Annotated in this window: 17 protein-coding genes and 1 pseudogene; 4 read left to right on the top strand and 14 right to left on the bottom strand. The window is 75.5% G+C overall.

Going from position 1 to position 23,994, the window contains the following annotated elements; all coding sequences use genetic code 11:
• Window positions 1-6: 6 nt before the first annotated feature.
• The 4 genes from QUE38_RS14250 to QUE38_RS14235 all read right to left on the bottom strand — a co-directional run bounded on the left by QUE38_RS14250 (window position 7) and on the right by QUE38_RS14235 (window position 4,518).
• On the bottom strand, window positions 7-1,176 hold the full coding sequence (locus tag QUE38_RS14250; RefSeq protein WP_286308920.1) for a sensor histidine kinase: 1,170 nt from the start codon (window positions 1,174-1,176) through the stop codon (window positions 7-9).
• A 67-nt stretch (window positions 1,177-1,243) separates the two neighbouring features.
• Window positions 1,244-2,668, bottom strand: a complete 1,425-nt coding sequence (locus tag QUE38_RS14245) for a M50 family metallopeptidase (RefSeq protein WP_286311838.1) — start codon at window positions 2,666-2,668, stop codon at window positions 1,244-1,246.
• A 72-nt stretch (window positions 2,669-2,740) separates the two neighbouring features.
• The gene (gene dxr / locus QUE38_RS14240) at window positions 2,741-3,826 is read right to left on the bottom strand and encodes a 1-deoxy-D-xylulose-5-phosphate reductoisomerase (RefSeq protein WP_286308919.1); all 1,086 of its coding nucleotides are present in this window, start codon (window positions 3,824-3,826) and stop codon (window positions 2,741-2,743) included.
• A 59-nt stretch (window positions 3,827-3,885) separates the two neighbouring features.
• Entirely contained in the window at window positions 3,886-4,518 is a 633-nt protein-coding gene (locus tag QUE38_RS14235; protein WP_286308918.1) for a 4'-phosphopantetheinyl transferase superfamily protein, read from the bottom strand.
• 93 nt (window positions 4,519-4,611) lie between these two features.
• Here QUE38_RS14235 and QUE38_RS14230 point away from each other — a divergent pair, with 93 nt between their 5' ends.
• The gene (locus QUE38_RS14230; protein ID WP_286308917.1) at window positions 4,612-5,319 is read left to right on the top strand and encodes a lysophospholipid acyltransferase family protein; all 708 of its coding nucleotides are present in this window, start codon (window positions 4,612-4,614) and stop codon (window positions 5,317-5,319) included.
• Between the two features lie 41 nt (window positions 5,320-5,360).
• Window positions 5,361-6,269: a hypothetical protein gene (locus QUE38_RS14225; protein WP_286308916.1), complete on the top strand. Its 909-nt coding sequence runs from the start codon at window positions 5,361-5,363 to the stop codon at window positions 6,267-6,269.
• 17 nt (window positions 6,270-6,286) lie between these two features.
• Here the strand turns inward: QUE38_RS14225 and QUE38_RS14220 are convergent, their stop codons facing one another.
• On the bottom strand, window positions 6,287-6,763 hold the full coding sequence (locus QUE38_RS14220) for an OsmC family protein (protein ID WP_286308915.1): 477 nt from the start codon (window positions 6,761-6,763) through the stop codon (window positions 6,287-6,289).
• A 78-nt stretch (window positions 6,764-6,841) separates the two neighbouring features.
• Between QUE38_RS14220 and gabT the strand changes: the two genes are divergently transcribed.
• Window positions 6,842-8,221 (top strand): 4-aminobutyrate--2-oxoglutarate transaminase, encoded by a 1,380-nt coding sequence (gabT, locus tag QUE38_RS14215; protein WP_286308914.1) that lies wholly within the window; start codon window positions 6,842-6,844, stop codon window positions 8,219-8,221.
• 3 nt (window positions 8,222-8,224) lie between these two features.
• Entirely contained in the window at window positions 8,225-9,214 is a 990-nt protein-coding gene (locus QUE38_RS14210) for an asparaginase (protein WP_286308913.1), read from the top strand.
• An 11-nt stretch (window positions 9,215-9,225) separates the two neighbouring features.
• On the opposite strand, the gene QUE38_RS14205 is transcribed toward QUE38_RS14210, so the two are convergent.
• The 9 genes and pseudogenes from QUE38_RS14205 to QUE38_RS14165 form a co-directional block, all read right to left on the bottom strand.
• Window positions 9,226-9,990, bottom strand: a complete 765-nt coding sequence (locus QUE38_RS14205; protein WP_286308912.1) for a hypothetical protein — start codon at window positions 9,988-9,990, stop codon at window positions 9,226-9,228.
• Entirely contained in the window at window positions 9,987-12,041 is a 2,055-nt protein-coding gene (locus tag QUE38_RS14200) for an FtsK/SpoIIIE domain-containing protein (RefSeq protein ID WP_286308911.1), read from the bottom strand. Before QUE38_RS14200 ends, QUE38_RS14205 begins: the two co-directional genes overlap by 4 nt.
• Window positions 12,042-12,133: 92 nt before the next feature.
• Complete coding sequence (locus tag QUE38_RS14195) at window positions 12,134-14,395, bottom strand: transglutaminase domain-containing protein (protein WP_286308910.1); 2,262 nt, start codon at window positions 14,393-14,395, stop codon at window positions 12,134-12,136.
• A complete protein-coding gene (locus QUE38_RS14190) occupies window positions 14,392-15,708 on the bottom strand; it encodes a DUF58 domain-containing protein (protein WP_286308908.1) in 1,317 nt (438 codons plus the stop codon). Before QUE38_RS14190 ends, QUE38_RS14195 begins: the two co-directional genes overlap by 4 nt.
• Window positions 15,705-16,676 (bottom strand): AAA family ATPase, encoded by a 972-nt coding sequence (locus QUE38_RS14185; RefSeq protein WP_286311837.1) that lies wholly within the window; start codon window positions 16,674-16,676, stop codon window positions 15,705-15,707. The genes QUE38_RS14190 and QUE38_RS14185 overlap by 4 nt, the downstream gene beginning before the upstream one ends.
• A gap of 2,814 nt (window positions 16,677-19,490) precedes the next feature.
• A pseudogene (locus tag QUE38_RS14180) lies at window positions 19,491-20,489 on the bottom strand (Ig-like domain-containing protein); the annotation flags it as partial.
• A gap of 50 nt (window positions 20,490-20,539) precedes the next feature.
• Window positions 20,540-21,409, bottom strand: a complete 870-nt coding sequence (locus QUE38_RS14175; protein ID WP_286308907.1) for an Ig-like domain-containing protein — start codon at window positions 21,407-21,409, stop codon at window positions 20,540-20,542.
• Window positions 21,331-22,557 (bottom strand): hypothetical protein, encoded by a 1,227-nt coding sequence (locus tag QUE38_RS14170; protein ID WP_286308906.1) that lies wholly within the window; start codon window positions 22,555-22,557, stop codon window positions 21,331-21,333. The genes QUE38_RS14175 and QUE38_RS14170 overlap by 79 nt, the downstream gene beginning before the upstream one ends.
• The gene (locus QUE38_RS14165; protein WP_286308905.1) at window positions 22,554-23,897 is read right to left on the bottom strand and encodes a serine/threonine-protein kinase; all 1,344 of its coding nucleotides are present in this window, start codon (window positions 23,895-23,897) and stop codon (window positions 22,554-22,556) included. The genes QUE38_RS14170 and QUE38_RS14165 overlap by 4 nt, the downstream gene beginning before the upstream one ends.
• Window positions 23,898-23,994 lie beyond the last annotated feature (97 nt).

Below are 23,994 nucleotides of genomic sequence, written 5' to 3'. Positions count from 1 at the left end.
CGGCCGTCAGTCGGCGGAGGTCCAGGGCAGGCGGGCGCGCACGCGCGCGCCGCCGAACGGCGACACGATGAACTCGAGCGTGCCCCCGAGCGCTGCGGCGCGCTCGCGCATGCCGCGCATGCCGGCGCCGGGCTCCGCGTCGCCGAAGCCCGGGCCGTCGTCGTCGACCACGACGTCGAGCACGTCGCCGGTGCGGGCGAGCGAGACGAACGCCGAGGCGGCCGCGTGCCGCACCGCGTTCGTCAGCGCCTCCTGCACGATGGCGTAGGCGGCCAGCTGCACCGGCGCCGCCGGCGGGGTCGCGAGGCGGTCGTGCAACTCGACGTCGAGCCCGGCACCGGCGAACCCGTCGATCAGGCCCGGCAGCGCGGAGAGGTCGGCCCGGGGGTCGAGCCGGCCCACCGGGCTGTCGCCGCCGAGCGCGCCGAGCACCTCGCGCACGTCGTCGAGGGCGGTACGGCTCGTGATCGTGATGCTCGCGAGTGCCGCGCGAGCGCGCTCGGGATCGTGTTCGGCCTCGTCGAGCGCTGCGCCCGACTCCCGGTTGATGCGCACCAGCGAGCGAGCGAGCACGTCGTGCAGCTCCCGGGCGATGCGCACGCGCTCGGCACGCTCGGCACGACGCTGCCGTCGCTCCGCCTCGACCCGCAGCCGTGCGAGTCGGGCCCGCCGGCGCCCGAGGAGGGCGCCGAACGCGACGCACAGCGCCAGCACCGCGGTGACGGCGGCGATCCGCAGCGGATGCCACGCCAGGCCCAGCTCCGCCCCGAGCGCCAGGCACGCGAGCCACGCGGCCGCGAGCGAGGCGAGCGTCCACGCGGTCGCGCCGCGCGCCACGCCGAGCACGACCGCGAACGCCAGTGCCACGTACGGCACGCCCGCGTCGGGCGCGAGGAGCAGGTCGAGCGCGGCCAGCGCGGCCACCACGGCGACGGTCGGCCCCGGCAGGCGCCGCGATGCGAGCAGCGCGGTCGGGCCCGCGATCGCCAGCAGCACCGCCAGCGCCCCGGCGAGCGGCGACTCGGCGACCCGCAGGGCGACCCAGAGCGCCGCGGGCACCTGCACGAGCGCGCTCAGCACGACCGGCGCGAGCAGGCCCAGCAGGTCGCCGCGACGCCCGGCGGCACCGACGGCCGGTGCGGGCGAGAGCGGGCGGGCCGCGCCGCCCCGGGGCATCCGCTCGTGGGAGGAGGCCCTGGTCGGTGGCGACGTGACGCTCACGTCGGTGGATCGGTACGGCACGTCAGAGGATCGAGATGGGCTTGACGATGTCGGCGTAGATGAGCAGGGCGCTCATGGCGCCGAGCACCACCACGACCGCGAGGGTCACGGGCATGAACTTGGCCATGTCGACGGGGCCGGGGTCGGGCCGGCGGAACAGCTTGGCGAAGCCGCGCCGCACCGCCTCCCAGAGCGCGCCGGCGACGTGGCCGCCGTCGAGCGGCAGCAGCGGGATGAGGTTGAACACGAAGAGGGCGACGTTGAGCGACGCGAGGATGCCGATGAGGCCGGCCGCCTTGTTCGCGATCGGGATCTCGTCGATGCTCGCGATCTCCCCCGCGACGCGACCGACGCCGACCACGCTGATCGGCCCGTTCGGGTCGCGCTCCTCGGTGCCGAACGCGGCCTGCGCCACGTCGACCATGCGCTGGGGCAGGTTGAGGATGATGCCGCCGACCGCCTGGACGTTGTCGCCCACCGCGGGCAGCACGGCGGTGACCGGCTGCTGCACGGTCTCCGACGCCGGGCCGACGCCCACGAAGCCCACCTCCTCGGTGATGGCCTCGCCGCTCGCGTCCTCGCGGATCGAGCCGTCGTCGGCGTAGACGTAGCGCTCGGTGAGCCGCGGCGTCACGGTCAGGGTGGTCTCGGCCCCGTCGCGCTCGACCACGAGCGCCAGCGGCTGGCCCGCGTTCGCCCGCACGACCTCGGTGAATCCGGTCCAGCTCTCGATCGGCTCCCCCGCGATCGACACCAGCCGGTCGCCGGGCTGCACGCCCGCGTCGGCGCCCGGGGCGGCCGCGTCGCCCGGCTCGCACTCCTGGCTGGCGCTGGTCGCCGGCACCACGCACTCCGACACCGAGCCGATCGTCGTGCTGGGCTGCGCGATCCCGAAGCCCATCAGCAGCACGGCGTAGAGCACCACCGCGAGCAGCAGGTTCATGAACGGCCCGCCGAGCATGATGACGATGCGCTTCCAGACCGGCAGCTTGTAGAACGCGCGGTCCTCCTCGCCGGGGCCGATCGTGTCGGCGCTCGCGCTGCGCGCGTCCTCCGCGAGCGACTGGAAGAACCCGGTGCTGCCGTTGCGGGCACTGGATGCCCCGACGGGCATGCGTCGGGGAGCGGCGGTCGCGTCCGCCGTCTGCGCTTCCGACTCGCCCAGGTCGGCCAGCGGGCCGACGTCGGTCGCGGCATCCGCCGGTCGGTGCTTCTCGGGCGGGAACATGCCGATCATCGAGATGTAGCCGCCGAGCGGGATGGCCTTGACGCCGTACTCGGTCTCGCCGCGACGCGTCGACCACATGGTCGGGCCGAAGCCGATCATGTACTGCGTGACCTTGACCTTGAACAGCTTCGCGGGCAGCAGGTGCCCGATCTCGTGCAGGCCGATGGACACGGCGAGCCCGAGGGCGATGATGACGACGCCCAGGATGAAGGCCAGCACGGAGTCCACCGACACAGCGTATCCCCGCTGCGCTGTGAACCGGCTGGTCGTCGGCCCCTGGTCGGGGCCTCGTCAGGCGGCGGCGATGCGCGCGTCGGCGGCGCGCCGGGCCTCCGCCTCCGCTGCGGCGAGCGACTCGACGGTCAGCGCGCCGGGCCCCGGTTCGAACGCGTCGACGACGGCCTGCACGGTGTCGACGATGCCGGTGAAGCCGATGCGCCCCGCGTGGAACGCGGCGACCGCCTGCTCGTTCGCGGCGTTGAACACCGCGGGGTACGCGCCACCCGCGCGGCCGACCGACTTCGCGAGCGCCACCGCCGGGAATGCGGTCTCGTCGAGCGGCTCGAACGCCCACGACTGCGCGGTCGTGAAGTCGAGCGGGCGCCCCACCCCAGCGACGCGGTGCGGCCAGTCCAGCCCGAGCGAGATCGGCAGTCGCATGTCGGGCGGCGAGGCCTGCGCGATGGTGGAGCCGTCGACGAACTCGACCATCGAGTGCACGATCGACTGCGGGTGCACGACCACGTCGATGCGGTCGTAGTCCACGTCGAACAGCAGGTGCGCCTCGATGACCTCGAGGCCCTTGTTCACGAGCGTGGCGGAGTTCGTGGTGACCACGAGACCCATGTCCCAGGTGGGGTGCGCGAGCGCGTCGGCCGGCGTCACGTCGGCGAGCTCGGCGCGGGTGCGCCCGCGGAACGGCCCGCCCGAGGCGGTGAGCACGAGCCGGCGGATCTCGTCGTGCGTGCCGGCGTGCAGCGCCTGCGCGATGGCGCTGTGCTCGGAGTCGACCGGCACGATCTGGCCGGGGGCGGCGATGCCGGTGACGAGCTCGCCGCCGACGATGAGCGACTCCTTGTTCGCGAGCGCGAGCGTGCGGCCCTCCTCGAGCGCGGCGAGGGTCGGCGCCAGCCCGACCGAGCCCGTGATGCCGTTCAGCACCACGTCGGCCTCGACGTCGCGCACGAGCGCGACCGCCTCGTCGACGCCGACCGCGGTGTGCTCGACGCCGAACCGCTCGGCCTGGGCGGCGAGCCCGTCGACGTCGCTGCCGACGCCCAGGCCGACCACCCGGAAGCGATCCGGCGCGCCCGCGATGACGTCGAGCGCCTGCGTGCCGATGGAGCCGGTGGAACCGAGGATGAGGACGCTGCGCACGACCCCACCCTACGGGTCGGTCGGGTCGGCGGGCCGGCGCGCCCGCGGGCCGGCGCGCGTCAGCCGAGCACGGCGACGGCGGCCACCCAGCCGCCGCCGACCGGCACGCCGTGGAACTCGGGCGCGGCGCCGAGCGCGTCGAACTCGGGCACCGAGCGCTCCATGCGCCCCGGCGCGTCGTCGGGCAGCGAGAGCGCGATGCGCGCGGGCTCGAGGAACCGCGTGTGCCCGACCGCGCGCAGCAGTGCTGCCTTGCGCGCCCAGAGCGCGGCGCGCGCGACCCGCCGCTCCTCGTCGTCCATCGCGTCGAGGGCGGTGCGCTCGCTCGGATGGAACGCGGCGAGGTCGATCGCCGGCGCGTCGACGAGGTCGACCGGCTCGATCGCGAGGCCGACCGTGCGGCGTCGGTCGACGACCGCCACCCCCAGTCCGGGCGCGGCCGCGGCGTCGGCGTACCAGCGCCCGCCGGACGCGGTGGTCGGATAGCCGACGACGGGCGCCGCATGGCGCGCGCCGCACGCCGCGCACGACCAGTCGAGCTCGATGTCGTCGGACGGCACCTCGGCGCGGTCGGCGAGCAGCGCGCGCAGCACCGCCGTGGCCGACGGCGCCCGCCGCGCGGTGCGATGCACGAACACGCTCGGCCCGCGCTCGCCGAGCTCGAACCGATCACCGTCCTGCGTCGCATCCATCGCTCCATGATGCCGTGTCGCGGCGCCCACGCCCGCGCGCCCGCTCTCCACGGCATGGCGGGCAGCGCATGCGCCCGCGGGTAGGGTCGTCGCGTGACCGCCCCGAGCGCGCGCCGCGCCACCCGACCCGGACTCGTCTACTACGTGGTGCGCGGCATCCTGCGACCGCTGGCGCTGCTGCTCTACCGCCCGACGATCACGGGCCGCGAGCACGTGCCCCGCACCGGCGCGGTCATCATCGCGAGCAACCACCTCTCGCTGATCGACAGCATCGTCATCCCCCTGGTCGCGCCCCGACCGGTGCAGTTCCTCACGAAGTCGGACTACTTCACCGGCACGGGGTTCTCGGGCTGGGTCTCGCGCACGTTCTTCGAGGCGATCGGCGCGGTCGCGGTCGAGCGCGGCGCGGGCAGCCAGGCGCAGGCGGCGCTCGACCGCGGGCGAGACGTGCTCGAGTCGGGCAGCGCGTTCGCGATCTACCCCGAGGGCACCCGCTCGACCGACGGGCTGCTCTACCGCGGCCGCACGGGCGTCGCCTGGCTCTCGCTCGCCACGGGCGCACCGGTCGTGCCGGTCGGGCTCATCGGCACCGAGGCGATCCAGCCCGTGGGCACACGGTGGCCCCGCGTGCGCCCGGTCGCCGTGCACTTCGGAGCGCCCATCGCGCCCGACCCCGACGCGCCGGCGACCTCGGGCCGGGCCCGCCGCGAGCTCACCGAGCAGGTCATGGCGGGCATCCACGCGCTCTCCGGGCAGGAGCTCGCGGGCCGCTACAACGACCGCCCCCTGGTCGACGGCTGATTCACGGCCGGCTCACGGTGCCCGCGCGTAGGGTTCGCACGATGCCGCTCAGATCGCTCGTCGTCGCAGCCGCCGCCGTGGTGGTGCTGCTCGCGACCGCCGGATGCACCGCGGAGGAGCCCGAACCGCCGCCGGTGCCGCGCTACGCGAGCCTGCTGCCCGACCCCGACCCGGACGACTTCGACCCGGGCCTCATCGTCAGCGACGACAGCTTCTACAACGCCGACGCGATGACCGCGACGCAGGTGCAGCACTTCTTCGAGTCGCGCCGCTGCACGCCGAGCGACGGCGTGCCGTGCCTCGCCGACTACCGCGAGGACACGCCCGACAAGGCGGCCGAGGAGGACGGCCACTGCGACGCCTACGAGGGCACCCGCCGCGAGCTGGCGTCGACGATCATCGCGAAGGTCGCGCAGGCGTGCGGGGTCAGCCCGCGCGCGCTGCTCGTGCTGCTGCAGAAGGAGCAGTCGCTCGTGACGCACCCGTCGGCGTACGGCTACGACCGCGCCACCGGCTACGCGTGCCCCGACGGCGCCGACTGCGACACGCGCTACTTCGGGTTCTTCAACCAGGTCTACGCGGCCGCGTGGCAGTTCCGGCAGTACACGCAGTACACCGAGCGCCGGTACGAGGTGGGTGCGAACGACGTGCAGTTCCACCCGGATCCCGGCTGCGGCGCGGCATCCGTCGTCATTCGCAACCAGGCGACGGCCGGGCTCTACAACTACACGCCGTACCAGCCGAACGAGGCGACGCTCGACGATCCCGGGTCGGGCGACGGATGCTCCGCCTGGGGCAACTTCAACTTCTGGCGCATCTGGCACCGATGGTTCGGCGACCCGCTCGCGGAGCGCTTCGACGCGTTCTTCCCGCCGTGCGCGAACCTCGCCGACGGGCAGGCCTGCCCGGTCGAGCCGGCCTGGCCGCTGGGCACCGCCGGGCGCGGCTGAGCTCCTGCCGGCCGCGATCAGTCCGCGACGACGACCTCCGGCTCGTGGTGCACGGGGAAGGCGACGGATGCCGCGATGAAGCACTTCTCCGCCGCCTCGGCGTGCAGCGTGGCGGCCAGGTCGGCCATTCCTGCGTCGCGCACGACCACGCGCGGGTGCAGCGTCACCTCGGTGAACGCCCCTCCGCCGCGGCCGTCCTCGCGCATCGTGCCCGTCGCCCGGTCGGTGTAGCCGACGACGACCACGCCGTGGTTGGTGGCGACGTGCAGGTACGAGAGCATGTGGCACTGGCTGAGCGCCCCGACGAGCAGCTCCTCGGGGTTCCAGCGCTCGCGGTCGCCGTGGAAGACGCGGTCGGACGAGCCCTCGATCGGATGCAGCTTGCCGGCCGCCTCCAGCCGGTGCGCACGCCCGTAGGCGCGGTAGTTCGCGGTGCCCTCGCCCCGGTTCCCCAGCCAGTCGAGCTCCACCTCGTAGGAGTGCACGTCCCTCATCGGGCCATCCTCGCACGCGCGTGCGCGCCCGCGCCGGTGGCCGGTGCGCGACGCACCCGGCGGTAGGCTGGGCGCACCATGACCCACACGATCAACGCGCCCGCCTCCGGGGCCGCGGCACCCGTCTTCACCATCCCGCAGGAGCGGCGGATCGTCACCGCGATCCCCGGCCCGAAGTCGCAGGAGCTGCACGCCCGACGCGTCGAGGTCGTCTCGGCCGGCGTCTCCTCGGTGCTGCCCGTCTACATCGCACGCGCGAACGGCGCGGTGCTCGAGGACGTCGACGGCAACCGATTCCTCGACTTCGGCGCGGGCATCGGCGTGACGACGATCGGGCACACCGAGGCATCCGTCGTGGCCGCCGCGGCCGACCAACTGCAGGACGTCATCCACACCCTCTTCACCATCACGCCGTACGAGGAGTACGTGCGGGTCGCCGAGTGGCTCGCGAAGCTCACTCCCGGCGACTTCGCCAAGCGCTCGGTGCTCGTGAACTCGGGCGCCGAGGCGGTCGAGAACGGCGTGAAGATCGCCCGGCGATTCACGCGCAAGCGGGCCGTCGCGGTGCTCGACCACGCCTACCACGGCCGCACCAACCTCACGATGGCAATGAACTACAAGGCGCACCCGTACGCGACCGGGTACGGCCCGCTCGCCGGCGACGTGTACCACGCACCCGGCTCCTACCCCTACCGCGACGGGCTGAGCGGGGCGGATGCCGCGGCGCGCACGATCTCCTACCTCGAGAAGGCCGTCGGGGCCGACGACCTCGCGTGCCTCGTGGTCGAGCCCATCCAGGGCGAGGGCGGCTTCATGGTGCCGGCCGACGGCTACCTGCCGGCGCTGCAGGAGTGGTGCACGGCCAACGACGTGGTCATGATCGCCGACGAGATCCAGAGCGGCATGGCGCGCACGGGTCGCGTGTTCGCGAGCGAGCACTTCGGCTTGGTGCCCGACCTCGTGCTCTCGGCCAAGGGCATCGCGGGCGGGCTGCCGCTCGCGGCCGTCACGGGCCGCGCCGAGATCATGGACGCGTCGCAGCCCGGCGGGCTCGGCGGCACCTTCGGCGGCAACCCCGTCGCGTGCGCGGCGGCCGTCGCCGTGTTCGAGGCGATCGACCGCGGCGAGCTGCTCGCGGCCGGGCAGCGCATCGAGGCCGCGCTGACGGCCGGACTCGAGCGGCTGCGCGAGCGCTACGACATCATCGGCGACGTGCGCGGCCGCGGTGCGATGCAGGCCATCGAGCTCGTGCGCCCGGGCACCGCGGAGAACACGAAGGAGCCGAACCCCGAGGCCGTGCAGGCGCTCGTCGCATTCGCCGCGCAGCGGGGCGTGCTGTTCCTCTCGGCGGGCACGTTCGGCAACGTGCTGCGGTTCCTGCCGAGCCTGGCCGTCACCGACGAGCTCATCGCCGACGCGCTGTCGGTGCTCGACGACGCCTTCGCGTCGCTGGACTGAGCCGTGACCGGTACCTTCGGCGTCGCCGACGCGGTCGAACTGGCCGTGGTCGAGCGCAACGGATTCGTCGAGTCCCGCCACGCGGGTTCGGCGCTCGTGCTCTCGCCCGACGGCGAGGTCGTCCGCACGCTCGGCGACGTCACGACGCCGATCCTGCCCCGCTCGAGCCTCAAGCCGTTCCAGGCGGTCGCGGTCATGTCGACCGGGGTGAGCCTGCGCGGCGAGGACGCGGCGATCGCCACCGCCAGCCACAGCGGCACGGCGGGGCACGTCGCACTGGTGCGCGGGCTGCTCGGCCGCGCGGGCATCCCCGCGTCGATGCTCGCCTGCCCGCCCGAGAAGCCGTCCGACCGGGATGCGCGCGAGCGCCTCGCACGTGCCGGCGGCGGTGCGGAGCGCATCACCATGAACTGCTCGGGCAAGCACGCCGCCATGCTGCTCGCGTGCGCGGCGAACGACTGGCCGCTCGAGGGCTACCTCGACCCTGAGCACCCCGTGCAGCGCCGCATCCTCGACGTGGTCGAGCGGCTCACCGGCGAGCGGCCGGCGGCGACGGCGATCGACGGCTGCGGCGCACCCGTGCACGCGCTCTCGCTCGAGGCGCTCGGGCGGGGCGTGCAGCGCATCACGACCGCGCAGGCCTCGTCGCCGTTCGCGCTGTACCGCGAGGCGAGCGCATTGACCGAGGCCGTGCGCGCGAACGGATGGGTCGTCGCGGGGCCCGGTCGGCCCGACACCATCGCGATCGACCGGCTCGGCGTGTTCGCCAAGCACGGCGCGGAGGGCGTCATGGTCATGACCGCGCCCGACGGCACGACCGTCGCGCTCAAGGTCCTCGACGGCAGCGGCCGGGCGGCGCCCGTCGTCGCGCTGCGACTGCTCGCGGGAGCGGGCGCACTCGCCGCCGACGCCGTCGACGACGTGGTCGAGGAGCTCGACCTGCGCGTGCTCGGCGGCGGCGTCCGCGTCGGCGGCATCCGCGCGACCGTCTGACGGGCCGCGGCTCAGCCCGGCCAGCCGCACCGGCGGGTCTCGCGCCCGGGCTCGCGGCTCCAGAACGTGTCGGAGCCGGCGTCGAGCAGCGGTGGCAGCTCGCGGTCGCCGGTGAGGGCGCGCAGGTTCGCCGGGACGCCGTCGGCCAGCAGCGTCGCCGACTCGCGCTGCGCGGCCACGACGCTCCAGCTCGAGGCCCACGCCGCCGCGTCGCCGACGACGAGGAGGGGCCCGGCAGGGTCGGAGCGCGGGCCCGCGGCAGCGGTGCGCGCGGCGACGGCCTGCCGCGCGCCGGGATCCGCGGGGTCGAGCAGCAGCGCCTCGCCACCGGTGGCGCAGCGCCACCGCTCGGCGAACGCGCGCGGCGACGCGCTGCACCCGAGCGCCACGCCGGCGCGCGGGAGCGGCACGGGCGGGACGCCCGATGCCGGGTCGCCGGTGCCGCGGGATCGGACGTGCCGTCCCTGCGGCCGAGGCTCGGCCCGCAGGGCGCGGAACCGCAGCCCGTGCCACTGGCCCGACCCCGGCGGGTCGTCGTGCGCCCAGAGCTCGGGGTCGCCGCCCGCCGCGCGCACGTCCTGGGCGCTCGGCTGCCGCAGCAGCACGGTCTCGCGGAACATCGCGCCGACCCTCGACGCGCCGAGCGTCGCGGGCCGGCGCGTGCTCGCCGCCACCGCGACCCCGCGCGTGCGCAGCAGGCGCTCGACCGCCAGTTGCGCCTCCGCCCGGTACTCCTCGCCCCAGCCGTCGAACAGGTCGTCGAGGTCGTCGATCACGACGCCCAGCGGCCCCCGCTCCCCGGCCCTCGCAGCACGTCCCAGACGAGGCTGCGCGGAGCGGCGGGCGACAGCTCGACCACCGTGCGGCCGATGCGCAGGCCGGCGGCGACGGCGGCCAGCAACGACGAGCGACCGCTGCCGACGCCGCCGGCGACCAGCAGCGCGCCGGCCGACGGGTCCCAGCAGGCGGCGACGTGACGCTGGCCATCGACGTCGTCGGCGAGGCCGAGCGGGATGCGGTCGGGCCCGGCGGGTCCGCCGGGCACCGCCGTGACGAGCGCCGGCGTCACCTCGACCGGCAGCGGGGGCGCCCAGGGCGGCGGCGGCACCGGGGCATCCTCGTGCCTGCGCGCGATCGCCTCGAGGTCGGCCTCGCCGACCAGGGCGCAGCGGAACGGCGCGACCGTGCCGTCGCCGCCGTCGACGAGCCCGCTGCCGGGTGCGCCCACGGGGATGCGGGCCGCGTCGGGCGTGCCGAGCATCGCGATGCTCTCCGACGACTGCAGCACCCGCAGGCACGCGCGCACGCCCGCGTTCGCGCGAATCGCCTCGCCGATCGCGGCGCTCGGGCGCTGGGTGCCGAGCACGAGGTGCATGCCGAGCGACCGGCCGCGCGACGACAGGTCGGCGAAGACGGCGGCGACCCCGGGGATGCGGCGCGCGAACTCCTGGTACTCGTCGACGACCACCACGAGTCGCGGGAGTGCCCCCGGCGGGAGGGCGTCGACGGTCGGGACCCCGGCGTCGCGCAGCAGCGCCTCGCGCCGGCGCACCTCCGCGGGCAGGCTGCGGACCAGTCGGCGCGCGGCCGGTTCGTCGAGGTCGGTGAACACGCCCGCCACGTGCGGCAGCCGCTCGAGCGGGGCGAACGCCGCGGCGCCCTTGAAGTCGACGAGCACGAGGGCGAGCTCCTCGGGCGTGCGCGACGCGGCCATGGCGGCCGCCCACGCGACCAGGAACCCGCTCTTGCCGCTGCCGGTCGTGCCCGCGACCAGCGCGTGCGGACCCGCGGCCAGGTCGAGCAGCGCAGGGCCGGCCCCGGAGGCGCCGACGCACGCGGTCAGGCCGGGCCCGCCCGCCTGGCCGGCGTCGAACGCCACCGGTCCGGGTGCCGCGGCCACCGGTGCGGCGGCACGAGCGGCCGCCTCGCGCGCCCACGACCGCGCCTCCGGTTCGCCGAGCAGCACGGGCGCGCACGTCGCGACCTCCCCGTCGGCGTGGGACACGCGGGCCGTCCCGGGGCCGTCGAGCTCCACGACCGCGCCGACCCGCGCGACGAGCCGGTCGCGGCGGTCGGCGAGCACGAGCGTCGCGCCGGTGGCGGCGCCGGGCCCCGGGGCATCCGCCCCGCCCTCGAGCACGCGGAGCGACCGGTCGGCGGACGAGCCCAAGTGCGGGAGTGCCCCGGCCCAGGACCACGACGGTCCGCCCGGCACGTGGACCGCGACCTCGTCGGGCGCGGCGGCGTGGCACGCCTGCACCAGGATGCCGCGGGCGAGCGCCCGCCCGAGCGCCGCGGGCCCCACGATGCCGACGCCCCGGGACGCGTCCACCACCACGGGTGCGCGCGGCAGCCGCCCCGCCTCGCGGACGATCGTGATCGCCGCGTCGTCGACGGCCTCGCCCTCGAGCCGCACCGTGCTGTGCACCTCGCCGACGCCCACCACGACCCGCATCGGGTCGGGGCCCGTCCACGGCAGCCGCGCCACCGAGCCGTCGACGATCGCACGCGGGCCCGGGTCGGCCCGCCACCCCGCGGCCCGCTCCAGGTCGTGCGCAGCGGCGACCTCGTCCCGGAGCCGCTCGAGCGCGCTCCGTCGCTCGGCGTCGGCGCGACGCGACGCGCGTCGTGCGCCCCGGCGGCGATCGAGCACGCCCGCCATCGCGACGAGCGGGCCGAGCAGCGCGAACACGAGTGCGAACGGCGAGCCCGTGACCAGCCAGAGCACGACCGAGCCGACGACGGGGGCGACGGTCGCGAGCACGGGGAACGGGGCTCGCGCGGGCGGGCTGACGGGCGGTGGCAGGCGCAGTCCGTGGTCGGTCACGCCCCCAGTGCACCCCGGGCCAGGCGCGTCCGGCCGGTCGGGACGATCCGTCGCATCCGCACCGCTCGTCGGCACGCTGTGGAGGAGCGGCGTCACTGCTCCCGTCGGCCGCGCGCCTCGCGCGTGAAGCTCGACAGCGACACTGCCGCCCGCAGTCGCCGCCAGCGGCCGCGACGCGCCGAGATGCGCCCGCGCGCCTCGTCGACCACGCCCCAGACGGCCGTCGCCTGCTCGTCGTCCGGGCCGCCGGGCGCGAACAGCGACCGCTCCACCGCCGACGCGAGCACCAGGGCCTGCATGCCGCCGACCGCGGCCGCCTGCTCGGAGCGCGTCGCCTCGGCCGGAACCGCGTAGCCGTGGTCGGTCGCCGCATCGGCGAACTCGTTCCAGCCGCCCGCGATGCGCGCCTCGGGAGTCGACGCCGATCGCCGCAGCCGGCGCCGGCGCAGCTTCGCCGCGATCACCGCGAGGAACGGGCTCACCAGCAGGGCGAGCGCGAGGAGCACCCACCCGGCCGCGCGGAGCACGGCGAGCAGCGCCTCGACGAACGGCGACAGCACGTCGTCGGACGTGTCGTCGGCCGCCTCGGGCTCGGGCACCGTGCGCTCGACCGGCGTGCGCTCGGCGGGCGGGGGCAGCACCGACTGCGGCCGCGAGACGACGGTCGGCTCGTCGGGCTCGGCCTCGGGAACGGGCCGCGGCTCGGGGTTCGGGTCGATCGCGAGCCACGTGCCGTCGGCGTCCTGCACCTCGATCCAGGCCGACATGTCGCCGCCGGTCACGACGACCGCGCCGTCGGCGGCGGGCGCGTCGTCACCCGGGTCGAACCCCATGACGACGCGGGCGGGGAAGCCGATCTCGCGCGCGAGGAGCGCTGCCGCGACCGCGTACTGCTCGGCGTCGCCGAGCATCGGGCGATCGGTCGCGAGCTGCGTCATGCGGTCGGCCGAGTGTCCCGAGCGGCTCGGGGGCTCGTCGTCCGCGCCGTGGCTGACGTAGCCGTCGGCGCGGAGCCCCTCGATGACGCCGGCGAGTCGTGCACCCGGCGTCTCCGACGCGGGGGCCCAGCGATCGAGCAGCCGGTCGAGCCCCTCGGGCAGGGGTGCCGTCGCCGGCAGCACCGCCTGGCCGGGCCGCAGGTCCGCCAGATCGTCGGCGTCGGGCACTGCGACGGCGACGACCGCGTACTCGTCGTCGTCGCGCAGGCCCTCCGCGACCGCCGCGGTGCCCGTGGCGTCGTTGTAGAAGAACGACGCGCCGAGGGCCTCGGCGCGGTCGCCGCCGAACGCGATCGACTCGATCCGGCCCACGCCGGGCAGCCAGATGCCCTCGTAGCCGAGCACGCGCACCCGGATCTCGCGCTCGAGCCCGGGCTGCGCGTCCTGGTCGAGCCGGTACGGCAGCCGGGTGAACGAGCCGGACGCCTCCGCGCCGTCGGGTCCGCCCACCGAGTAGACGATGCCGTCGTAGGTGTCGAGCACGGCCACGCGCAGGCGCTCGCCGGGCGCGAGGCCCCGCACGGCGAGCATCGGCGCCTCCGACCGCTCGACGCGATGCCACGCGCGGAAGCCCGCGAGCGGGCTGTCGGCCTCCCGCGGGTCGAACGGCTGCTGCACGTAGGCGCGCACGACCTCGCGCTCCGTGACCGGGGCGAACGCGACCGCGGCGCCCGCGCCGACGAGCACCGCGACGAGCGCGACCCCCAGCGCGCCGAGCACGCGGCGCGCCGAGACCGCGCGACGCGGCGCATCCGGGGTGTGCGGCAGCCGCCGCACGGCGACCAGCCAGGCGAGGGTCGCGGCGACCATCGCGACGCCGCCGACGATCCCCCAGGCCGACTCGCGCGGACCGAGCAGGATGCCGGCGAGGAACATCCCGACCGGCGGGAGCACCGCGAGCACGGGCCGACGGGTGCGCAGGGCGATGCTCGCGGCACCGGCCGACGCGGCGAGCGTGCTGGCGAGCACCGGCACGAGGAGCGCCTGGTAGGTGCCCACCGGGAGCACGATGGTCACGAGCCGCGGCCAGGAGAGGGCGGTGCCGGCGAGGAGCTCGACGAGTCCGCCCGGGGTCGGCAGCACGCCCGACCAGGCGGCCCCGGGCACCGCGAGCGGGACGCCGACGACGAGGTATGCGGCGACGCAGGCCAGCAGCACGAGCCAGGCGGGCCAGCCGCGCACGGCGCCCACCGTGGCGACGGCGAAGCCGACGACGGCGCCGACCCCGACGACCACGAGCAGGTGCAGGGCCTCGTGGATCGGCCACCACGGCACCGCCGCCGCGGCGACGGCGAACGCCAGCAGCGGGAACACCCACCACCGCACCCCGCGCCTGCTCGCAGCCGTGTCGCTCATGCGGCCGCCGACCGTGCCAGGATCGCCCGCAGGTCGTCGAGCTGTCCGATCGAGAGCACCTGCAGGCCGCCGACCCGGCGATTCGCGGGCGCGGCGCCGCGGTGGCAGACGACGCCGACGACCTCGACGCCCGGACGCGCCTGCGCCGAGGCGGCGCGGAGCGCGCCCACGCCCGCGGCGGACCCGGTCACGACGAAGGCCAGCGAGATGCCGAGCACGGCCTCCGCGGTCATGCGCATCGCATCGACCAGCTGCGGGGCACGCGCGTCCCGCTCGACGGCGCAGAGCGCGTCCAGCAGGCGGTCGCGCGAGACCGTGGCGAGGTCGAGCAGTCCGCGCATGCCCGCGCGCGCAGGAGTCGGCGCGGAGGTCGGCACGATGACCGACGCGCCGCGGGCGTCGCGGATCGCGCGGACGCCGAGCGAGCCGACCGCGCTCACCGCGAGCTCGAACTCGTCGGGATCGGCGTAGTGCGCCGGCTCGGCGTCGAGCACGATCATCATGTGGCTGCGCCGGGTCTCCTCGAACTGGCGCACCATGAAGGTGCCGGTCTTGGCCGAGCTGCGCCAGTGGATGTGCCGCCGGTCGTCGCCCGGCACGTACTCGCGGAGGGCGTGGAACGCCACGTCGCTCGCCGTCAGGTCGCGGGTGGGCGAGCCCTCCAGGTCGCGCACGAATCCCGTGCTGATCGCCGGGATGGGGATGGTGCGCGGATGCACGTAGAGGCGCGACTGCTCGGCCCACACGACCTCGCGCCGCACGAGCCCGATCGGGTCGGCGCGCACGGTGCGCACGGGGCCGAGCTCGACGACGCCGCGGTGGCTGGTCGGGATCTCGACCGCACGTCGCTCGGCGACGCCCGCGGCGAGGTGCGCGACCGAGAGCGCGATGGTGCCGGCGCCCACCTGCACCTCGACGCCGACGCCGACCGCGCGGCGCCGGCCCGCGTTGGTCACGACCACGGCGGCCTCGGCGGGATCCCCGACGACCACGCGCGGCTCGGGCAGCTCGAGCCCGACGACGAACGCGCTCCGGCCGACGAGGTACAGGAAGGCGCCGGCCATCGCGACGACGAGGGCCCAGCCGATCACGACGGCCTCGAGCCAGCCGAGCAGGTAGCCCGCGACGAGCGCGCCGACCGCGACCGCCGCGACGCACCAGCCGGTGGTGGTCACGACCTGCCGCACGGCCGCGGCCGCGCGCGCCAGCCCCGATCGGGTCGACTGGCCGGCGCCGACGACCGCGCCGACGGCCTCGGCGAGCGCGCCGTCGCGCCCGCGGGCCTCGGCGGTCGGAGCCGGTTCGGTCGTCACACGGCCTGCCTCGTGTTCGGCGGCGGCGTCTCGAGCAGCACCTGGGCGACGACGCTCGACGCGTTCACGCCGTCGAACTCGGCCTCCGCCTCGAGGATGAGTCGGTGCGCGAGCACCGGCTCGGCGAGGGCCTTGACGTCGTCCGGCACCACGAAGTGGCGTCCCCGGCTCGCCGCGTGGGTCTTCGCCGCGCGGATGAGCCCGAGCGCGCCGCGCACGCTCGCGCCGAGCCGCACCTCGACCGCCGAGCGGGTCGCGTCGACCAGGCGGGAGACGTAGTCGTGGATGGTCGCGTCGACGTACACCTGGCGCGCCTGCGCGGCGAGCTCGATCACCTCGTCGGCCCGCACGATGCCGCGCACCGCCTGCTCGTGCGCGCGGTGGTCCGCGCCCTCGAGGATGCGGATGGTCGAGGCGTGGTCGGGATACCCGATGGAGGTGCGCAGCAGGAAGCGGTCGAGCTGCGCCTCGGGCAGCCGGTAGGTGCCGGCCTGCTCGATCGGGTTCTGCGTGGCGATCACCATGAACGGCGCCGCGACCGGATGGGTCACACCGTCGACGGTGACCTGCCGCTCCTCCATGACCTCGAGCAGCGCCGACTGCGTCTTCGGGCTCGCGCGGTTGATCTCGTCGGCGAGCACGATGTTGGCGAACACCGGGCCGCCGTGGAACTCGAACGCGCCCGATCGCTGGTCGTAGACGCTCATGCCCGTGATATCGCCCGGCAGCAGGTCGGGGGTGAACTGCACGCGGTTGCTCGACCCGGCGACCGACTGGGCCATCGCCCGTGCGAGCGACGTCTTGCCCGTGCCGGGCACGTCCTCCAGCAGCAGGTGGCCCTCGGTGAGCAGCGCGGTGAACGCCAGCCGGATCACGTGGCTCTTGCCGAGGAGCACCTGCTCCACGCCCGCGACGAGGCGGTCGAAGGTGTCGGCGAACTCGGTGGCCTGCTCGGGTGTCATCGTCATCTGCGTGCTCCTCGCATGATCAGTCGCTCTCGTATCGTTTCGTGACGCCGCCGACGGTGACGTCGAGCCAGGCGCTGCCGGACCCGCCGCCGGTGACGGTGCAACTGGTCTCCGCCTCGGCGGCCGTGCCGTTGCCGTTCCCGCTGCCGCAGCGGAACGTGGCCGCGAGCGACCCGTTGTCGGGCGCGTTGGTCCAGGTCCAGCGCCGTGCGCCCTCGTCCCAGCGGCGGCTGGGCAGGGCGAAGTCGAGCGACGGCTCGGCGGATGCCGGCTGCACCTCGCTCCACGGACCGCAGCTGCCCCACGGGGCGCAGGCCCGCAGCTGGAACCGCACGGCCTCGCCGAACGGCCGGCCGAGGATCTCGCGGGGCCACCCGGAGCCGCCGAACGACTGCACGGTTCCGGCGAGCTGCACGCCCGCGGCGTCGACCGCGACGATCTCGTAGCGGCTCGCCCGGGGGTCACCGAACTCACCCGGTAGTCCCAGGCGAGCCCGTCGCCGGTCCAGCGCATCTCGCCGCGCACCTCGTCGATGACGCGGTCGAACGGTCGCGGGGTGACGACGAGCACGGGACTCGACGCGCAGCCCGCCCGGTTGTAGCCCCAGACCACGAACGCGTACTCGGTGTTCTCGGCCGAGAGCCCCTCGAACCGGGTCGAGCGCGCGTCGGGGCCGAGCGCGCGGGTCTCCTCGACGCCGGCGCCGTTGGTCGGCGCCTGCACGGTGCCCGGGGCCGGCGAGCTGACGGTGCAGGCCTGCGGTCCGGTCGGCAGCGTGCGGCTGCCCACCGCGAGCCGCTGCACGAAGTAGCCCCGGATCGCGTCGCCGTTGCCGTCGAAGCCGCTCCAGGTGACGGTGACGGCGCCCGCGTTCGCGTCGCCGACCGCGTCGGCGCCCGCGGCGCGCGGTGCGCCGAAGGGCGTGCCGGTGACGGATGCCTCGCGCCAGGTCGACAGCGCGGGGTACGCATCGTTGCGCGGGCTGATCGCCACGGGCACCGCGCTGCCGTTGGCGAGGCCGCCGCGGTCGAGCACGCACGCCGTCGCGGAGCAGATGGACGCGGCGGAGACCTCGCCGATCTGGCCGGCGAAGGCGATCACGTACCGCGTCACGGGCGTCCCGCCCCCGTCGGGCACGACCGGCGTCCACGTGACGCGCAGCCCGCCGTCGAGGGGCGCGGCCCGCAGGTCGCCCGGCGCGCCCGGCACCACGTCGGACCAGATCGGCTCGGGCAGCCGGGCCGCGTCGGAGAGGCCGACGCCGTTGCGGGCGCGCACTTCGACGACCACCTGGTTGGCGCGGCCGTTGCCGGGCGTCGGGACGGTGCAGTCGGTGGCCGCGCAGGAGTGGGTCGCGAGCACGTCGCCGCTGCCGGGCGCGCGCAGCCGCACCTCGTAGTCGGTGATGGGCGAGTTGTTCGCCGCCCCGGGCACGAAGCCGATGCTGATCGAGCGATCGCCGAACCCGGTCGCGCGCACCTCCGCGACGGGCTCGGGGCGGTCCTGCACCGAGATCGTCACGACGCCCCAGGCGTACCGACCGGCGTCGCCCGTGGCATCCGCCACCTGATACTGGATCGTGCTGTTCACGGGCTCGGCGCCCTCGTCGACCGTGACCCGCAGCGAGGAGCGGTCGGCGCTCGGCACGACTCGCACGCCGGCCGGCAGGCTCGCGTCGTCGGCGCCGCGCACGCGGACGACCCGCAGCGGCACATCGGGGAACGGGTTGGTCGCCTCGTCGTTGGCGAGCACGTCGATCACGGTCGTGGAGCCGCGCGGCGCGACCGCCCGGTCGGCGGCCGGCACCGCAATCGGGCGGGTGGACGGCACGACCCGCAGCTCGATGCGCCCGGCGCGCCCGTCGCCCGCGGCATCCTGCACCGCGATCGTGACGGCGGCCCGGGTGCCCGCCAGCGTTCCCGCGCCGGTCGAGACGCGCAGCTGCGTGTCGTCGAGCGAGACGTCGAAGCCCTCCGGCAGGGGTTCGACGAGCCGGTACCCGAGCTGGTCGAGGTCGGCCGGGTACGGATAGCTGGTCAGGCGCAGCAGGTCGATCTCGCGCTCCTGGCCGGGCTCGAACTCGATGAGCCCACCGGTGAACGACGGCGGCTGGTTCTCGCGGGGCAGCACCGTGATCGGCAGCACGATGGTCGCGGTGCGCGCGTCGGGGTCGTCGGCGGAGGAGCCGTCGGTGACGACGAACGAGACGGACGCCGGACCGAAGTACTCGTCCGCGCTGCGGAAGCGCACGGTGTCGGCGTCGACCACGAGCTCGCCGCCGTCGCCGTTCGACGCGCGCACGGTCGCCTCGTCGGTGATCCGCACGGGGCGCCCGCCGACCGCGACCACGTGCTCGTTGATCTCGATGAGCACCTCCTGCTCGCTCTGCACGATGATCGGCGGGGCGTCCAGGCGCAGCTGCGGGAGGGCGTCCTCGAAGCCGGGCACGCGGATGAAGGCGTAGGCGTCGAGCTCCGGGTCGTCGGGGTGCACCACGCGGAACGGGATGATCTGCTGCCGGTCTGCGAGCGTGACGCGGATCGTCCCGTCGCTGCGCACCACGGCGCCCGACTCCCAGCCGGGCACGAGCGACACCCCGAGCAGCTCCGACGGGCCGTCGGCGAAGAAGACGTTCTCGCGCACGTCGACGTCGACCCAGGACCGGTCGAGGATGTCGGAGAGCGAGAGCACCGTGTCGCCGGCCTCGGGCCGTGCCAGCGGCGCCTCGGCGCTCACCTCGACGACGAGGAAGTTCGAGTCGATCGCCTGGCCCTCGTTGCGGATCGTGTACACGAACGTGTGCCGCCCCTCGGCGTTCGGCACCGCGACGCGCACGACGTCGCCGTCGACGGTCGCCTCGGCCGACCCGTTCGTGAGCTCCACGTCGACGATCGTGAGCGGCCCGCCGTCGGGATCGGAGTCGTTGTCGAGCACGCGCACCGCGATCTCGCCGCCCGGTCGCGCCCGCACCTCGTCCTCCACCGCGATCGGCGCGCGCACCCCGTCGAGCCGCGGGGCGATGCCGACGCGCACGGTGCCCGTCGCCCGCGCGCCCAGCGCGTCGACCACCGCGTAGCGGAACGTGTCGGTGCCCGCCGAGTACTCGCCGGCCTGATACTCGATCCAGTCGACGCCCGTGCGCACCACGATGCCCCGCTCGGGCGGGGTCTCCTGTCCGATCAGCTGCACCGAGTCACCCTCGGGATCGATGCCGACGAGCGGGATGCGGATGCGCACCGTCTCCCCCGCGAGCACGCGGGAGTCGACCACGCGCGGCACGGGCGCCGCGTTGTCGTCGGCGTCGACGTCGTTGACGGCGATCCGCACGGTCGCGGTGTCGAACTGCCCGTCGGGCGCCTCGACCCGGTAGACGGCGCTGACCGTGCCCGGCCGCTCGGGCGCCAGGAAGCGCAGCACGTCGCCGGACGAGAACAGGAGCCCCTCGCCGTCGGCCGGCGGCTCGACCAGCTCGGCGGCCAGCGCGATCGGCTCGTCGTCGGGGTGCCGGTCGTTCACGAGCACCGGGATGTCGATGACGTCGCCGACGCGCACCGAGACCGTGTCGTCGTTCGCCACGGGGGCCTGGACGAGCTCGGGATCGGGGATGCCGATGACCCGCACGGTGCCGGTCGCCTCCGCCCGGCCGTTGCTCACCGTGTAGTCGAAGTCGGCAGTGCCGTCCTCGAGCGGGTCCGTGAGGGTCACGCGCAGCACCCGGTGCTCGATCACCTCGACCCGCAGGCCCGGGGTGTCGTCGTCCGCGCCCGTGATGACGAGCACCCCGCCGGTCGGGTCGATGTCGGTCGCGAGCACGTCGACGTCGGCGGGCTTGCCGACGCGCAGGAAGGCGGTGTGCGGCACGGTCACGGGGGTGGTGTCCGCGTCGGGCGGCGCCGCGACGTCGACCCGGACCACGCCGACCGCGGTCTGGTCGCCGTCGGCCACCGTGTACTCGAGGTAGTGCGTGCCCACCGCGTCGCTCGTGAACCGGAAGGTGCCGCGATCGAAGTCCGGCACCAGCTCCACGTCGGGCTTCTGGGGCACGGCCGTGAGCCGCGGCGAGCCGCTGCCGCCGCGTACGTGCTGGAGCGGCGAGATGGTGCGCTCCTCCCCGCCGCGGCGAGCACGGCGAACGGCTCGGCCACGAGCGGCACCGAGCCGGGCGCGCGCACCGCCACCGTCAGGGTGCCGGCGCCGATCGCCCGGCCGTCGGACACCGACAGCCCCACGGTGCGGACCGGACCGCGCCCGCCGCGCTCGGTGAACACGACCTCGCCACCCGGCGTGAACGTCGCCGCGTCGGGCTCGGCCGTCGACGCGCCGGACAGGTAGAAGGGGTCGCCGTCGGGGTCGTACCAGTCGGCCAGCACGTCGGTGGCGACCCGCCCGCCTGCCTCCACGACGGCCGACGCGCCGCGCGCCTGCACGGGCGGCGCGTTCTCGTCGTCGCCGCGCACGGTGATGCGCACGACCGCGGACGCGCTGCCGCCGCGGCCGTCGTCGATCGTGTAGTCGAGCGCGATCGTGCCCGCCGCGTCGCCCGGCAGCGTCACCTGGAGCTGCTGGTCGTTGCTCACCAGGTCGACCTCGACGTCGTCCGGCACGGCGCCCACCGACGCGATCGACAGCACGTCGCCGTTGGCGTCGTAGTCGTTCAGCAGCACCGGCAGGATCGTCGTGCGCAGCGGCCGGGCGCCGAACTCGTCGTCCACCGCGACCGGGGGCACCTGCACGCGCTCGAGCGTGGGCGGCGTGGACGGATCGTTCTCCTCGACCACGCGCTCGTCGGTCTCCACGCGCACGAGCGCGTCCCAGTCGTCGACGAGCGCCCAGCCGTCGCGCACCGACCACGAGCGGCCCGAGCCGGCGTCGTTGAGCACGAGTGCGTCGCCGTTGCTGCGGAAGGCGAGGCCGGTCGTCGCGCCGCCCTCGAGCACGGCATCGGCCGGCCCGCACGACGTCCAGCCCGAGGCATCCGCCCAGGCCGCGAAGCTGCAGTCGTCGGATGCCACGGGCGCGGCGGGCTCCCCGACCGCCCCTCGACCAGCACGACGGGTTCGCCCGCGTCGAACGGCACCGAGAGCAGCCCGCCGCGGTGGGCGACGAGCACCGCGTCGCCCGACACGGCCGGCTCCTGGAGCACGACCCCGCCGCCCGCGGCCACGAGCCCACCGAGCGGGACCGCGCCGCCCTCGACGTGCAGCACCCCGTTCGTGGCGTCGAGCAGCGCCCAGTGGCCGCCGACCGTCGTGACCGACCAGTCCGCGTCGGCCGGCACGTCGCCCGCGACCTGCCAGGTGCCCTCGACCGCCGTCCCGCCGCTCGCGTCGATGCGTGCGACGCGGGCGGTCGACGGCGTGAACGCGACCAGCATGCCGTCGGCGTCGGTGGCGGTGACGGTGCCGGCGCCGAACGTGAGATCGGGGTCGCGCTGGCTGTCGAACTCGGCGAACTCGTCGATCGGCGTCGACCAGACGTCGCCGTCCGAGGCGATGACGACCCGCTCGCCCGCGAGCGACACCTCTGGTCGCACGGGCGGGATCGCGACGCTCCCGGCGATCGTCGCGGTCGCCGGGTCGAGCACGTCGAGGTTCGCGCGCTCGGCGTCGACGACCAGCACGGTCCCGCCGCGCTGGACGAGCTCGGGCGCCGCGACCCCGGTCTCGACGGCGGTGTCGAGCTCGCGCACGGCGGTGTTGAGGCGCCCGACCGACTCGAGGCCGCCGTTGGCCACCCAGACGGACGCGTCGCCGAGGTCGACGCGCTGCGACCTGTAGCCGCCGCTCGCGAGCGCGACGCCCGCCACGAGCGCGACGGTCGCCGTGCTCGCCGCCGCCGTGAGCACGCCGGAGCGGTGCGCGCGGAACCAGTCGGCGATCACGGAGTCGGCTCCGGGAGGACCTCCACGCACCGCTCGGCGCTCGGGTCGCCCACGCGGCCCGCGCGCGTGACCGTGACGGTGGCGCACACGACCGACTGCTCACCGGCGTCGAGCCGGTACTCGGTCGCGACCTGCATGCTCGACGGCCGTCCGTCGACCGTGACGACGTAGGCGTCGTCGTCGGTCACGCCCGGGTCGTCCCAGCGGAACACGACGGTGCCGTCGTCGACCGATGCGCGCACGTCGGTCACCTGCGGGATCTCGGTCTGGGCGGGCGGGCGTGGCACGAGGAGCACCGCCGCGATCGCCGCCGCGGCGCCCGCGGCGAGCACGCCGCCGACCGTCCACCACGCGGCGCGCCGCCGCCGGGAGCCGCGTCGGGCGGCTGCGGTCGCCGCCGCGACGGCCTCGCCCGGCGCGCGCAGCGCGGTGCGGTCGTCGACGTCGATCGCGGTGGCCTGCGCCCACTCGTCCATGCGCGCCTCGATCGGCGTCTGCGGCAGCTCGAGCTCGGCCTCGACCTCCTGCAGCTCGCGCAGCAGCTCCTCGACGCTCGCCTGCCGGTCGGCGGGCCTGCGCGACATCGAGCGGCGCAGCACCGCCTCGAGCGCGTCGGGCACGTCGGCGCGGCCGATCGGGGCCGGCGACGCCGCGGAGATGCGCTGGACGAGCTCGTAGGCGGAGTTGTCTCCGCCCGGCACCTCGAACGGCGAACGGCCAGCGAGCAGCGAGTAGACGGTCGCTCCGAGCGACCACACCTCGGAGGCGACGCTGCCGCCGTCCTCGTCGGCGAGCACCTCGGGCGCCGACCACGGCACCGAGACGCCGATCGACTCGTCGTCGTCGGCCTCCCCGCGCGTCGCCGCGATGCCGAAATCGCTCAGCACGGGGTGCCCGAAGGCGGTCATCAGGATGTTCGACGGCTTGATGTCGCGGTGCAGCACGCCCTCGCGGTGCGCGCTCTCGATCGCGGAGCCGATGCGGATGCCCACCTCGAGCGCCTCGGCGACGGGCAGCGGGTCGGCGCGGTAGCGCTGGGCCATCGCGGACGAGCAGTACTCCATGACGAGGTAGGGCCGGCCGTCGGCGGCGACGCTCGCGGCGTAGACCGTGAGCACGGCGGGGTGCGAGCTCAGCCGCGCCATCAGGTTGGCCTCGGCGCGGAACATGCGCCGCAGCTGCTCGTTGACGACCTCGGCGAGCAGCACCTTCACGGCGACGGGGCGCTTCGGCAGCTGCTGCTCGTAGAGGAACACGTCGGCGAAGCCGCCCGTGCCGAGCACGCGGACGAACGCGAATCCCGGGATCGTCGGCGGCGTCGAGGGCAGGCGCCTGGTCACGCGACCTCCTCGGTCCCCGCCGCCGCCGGCGTCACCGGCGTGCCTCCGGCGGGTTCCGCACCCATTCTAGGGTCGCCTGCCGCCGCGGAACGGCTCG

The organism is Agromyces mangrovi, assembly GCF_030296695.1.
GTDB classification, from domain to species: domain Bacteria; phylum Actinomycetota; class Actinomycetes; order Actinomycetales; family Microbacteriaceae; genus Agromyces; species Agromyces mangrovi.
This window is presented reverse-complemented; position numbering and strand designations above follow the sequence as displayed.

Bases quoted from the DNA above. Each gene is read 5' to 3' on its own strand.
- QUE38_RS14250 (WP_286308920.1), bottom strand. From the start codon at position 1,176: ATGCCCCGGGGCGGCGCGGCCCGCCCGCTCTCGCCCGCACCGGCCGTC.
- QUE38_RS14235 (WP_286308918.1), bottom strand. From the start codon at position 4,518: ATGGATGCGACGCAGGACGGTGATCGGTTCGAGCTCGGCGAGCGCGGG.
- QUE38_RS14225 (WP_286308916.1), top strand. From the start codon at position 5,361: ATGCCGCTCAGATCGCTCGTCGTCGCAGCCGCCGCCGTGGTGGTGCTG.
- QUE38_RS14220 (WP_286308915.1), bottom strand. From the start codon at position 6,763: ATGAGGGACGTGCACTCCTACGAGGTGGAGCTCGACTGGCTGGGGAAC.
- gabT (WP_286308914.1), top strand. From the start codon at position 6,842: ATGACCCACACGATCAACGCGCCCGCCTCCGGGGCCGCGGCACCCGTC.
- QUE38_RS14195 (WP_286308910.1), bottom strand. From the start codon at position 14,395: ATGAGCGACACGGCTGCGAGCAGGCGCGGGGTGCGGTGGTGGGTGTTC.
- QUE38_RS14185 (WP_286311837.1), bottom strand. From the start codon at position 16,676: ATGACGATGACACCCGAGCAGGCCACCGAGTTCGCCGACACCTTCGAC.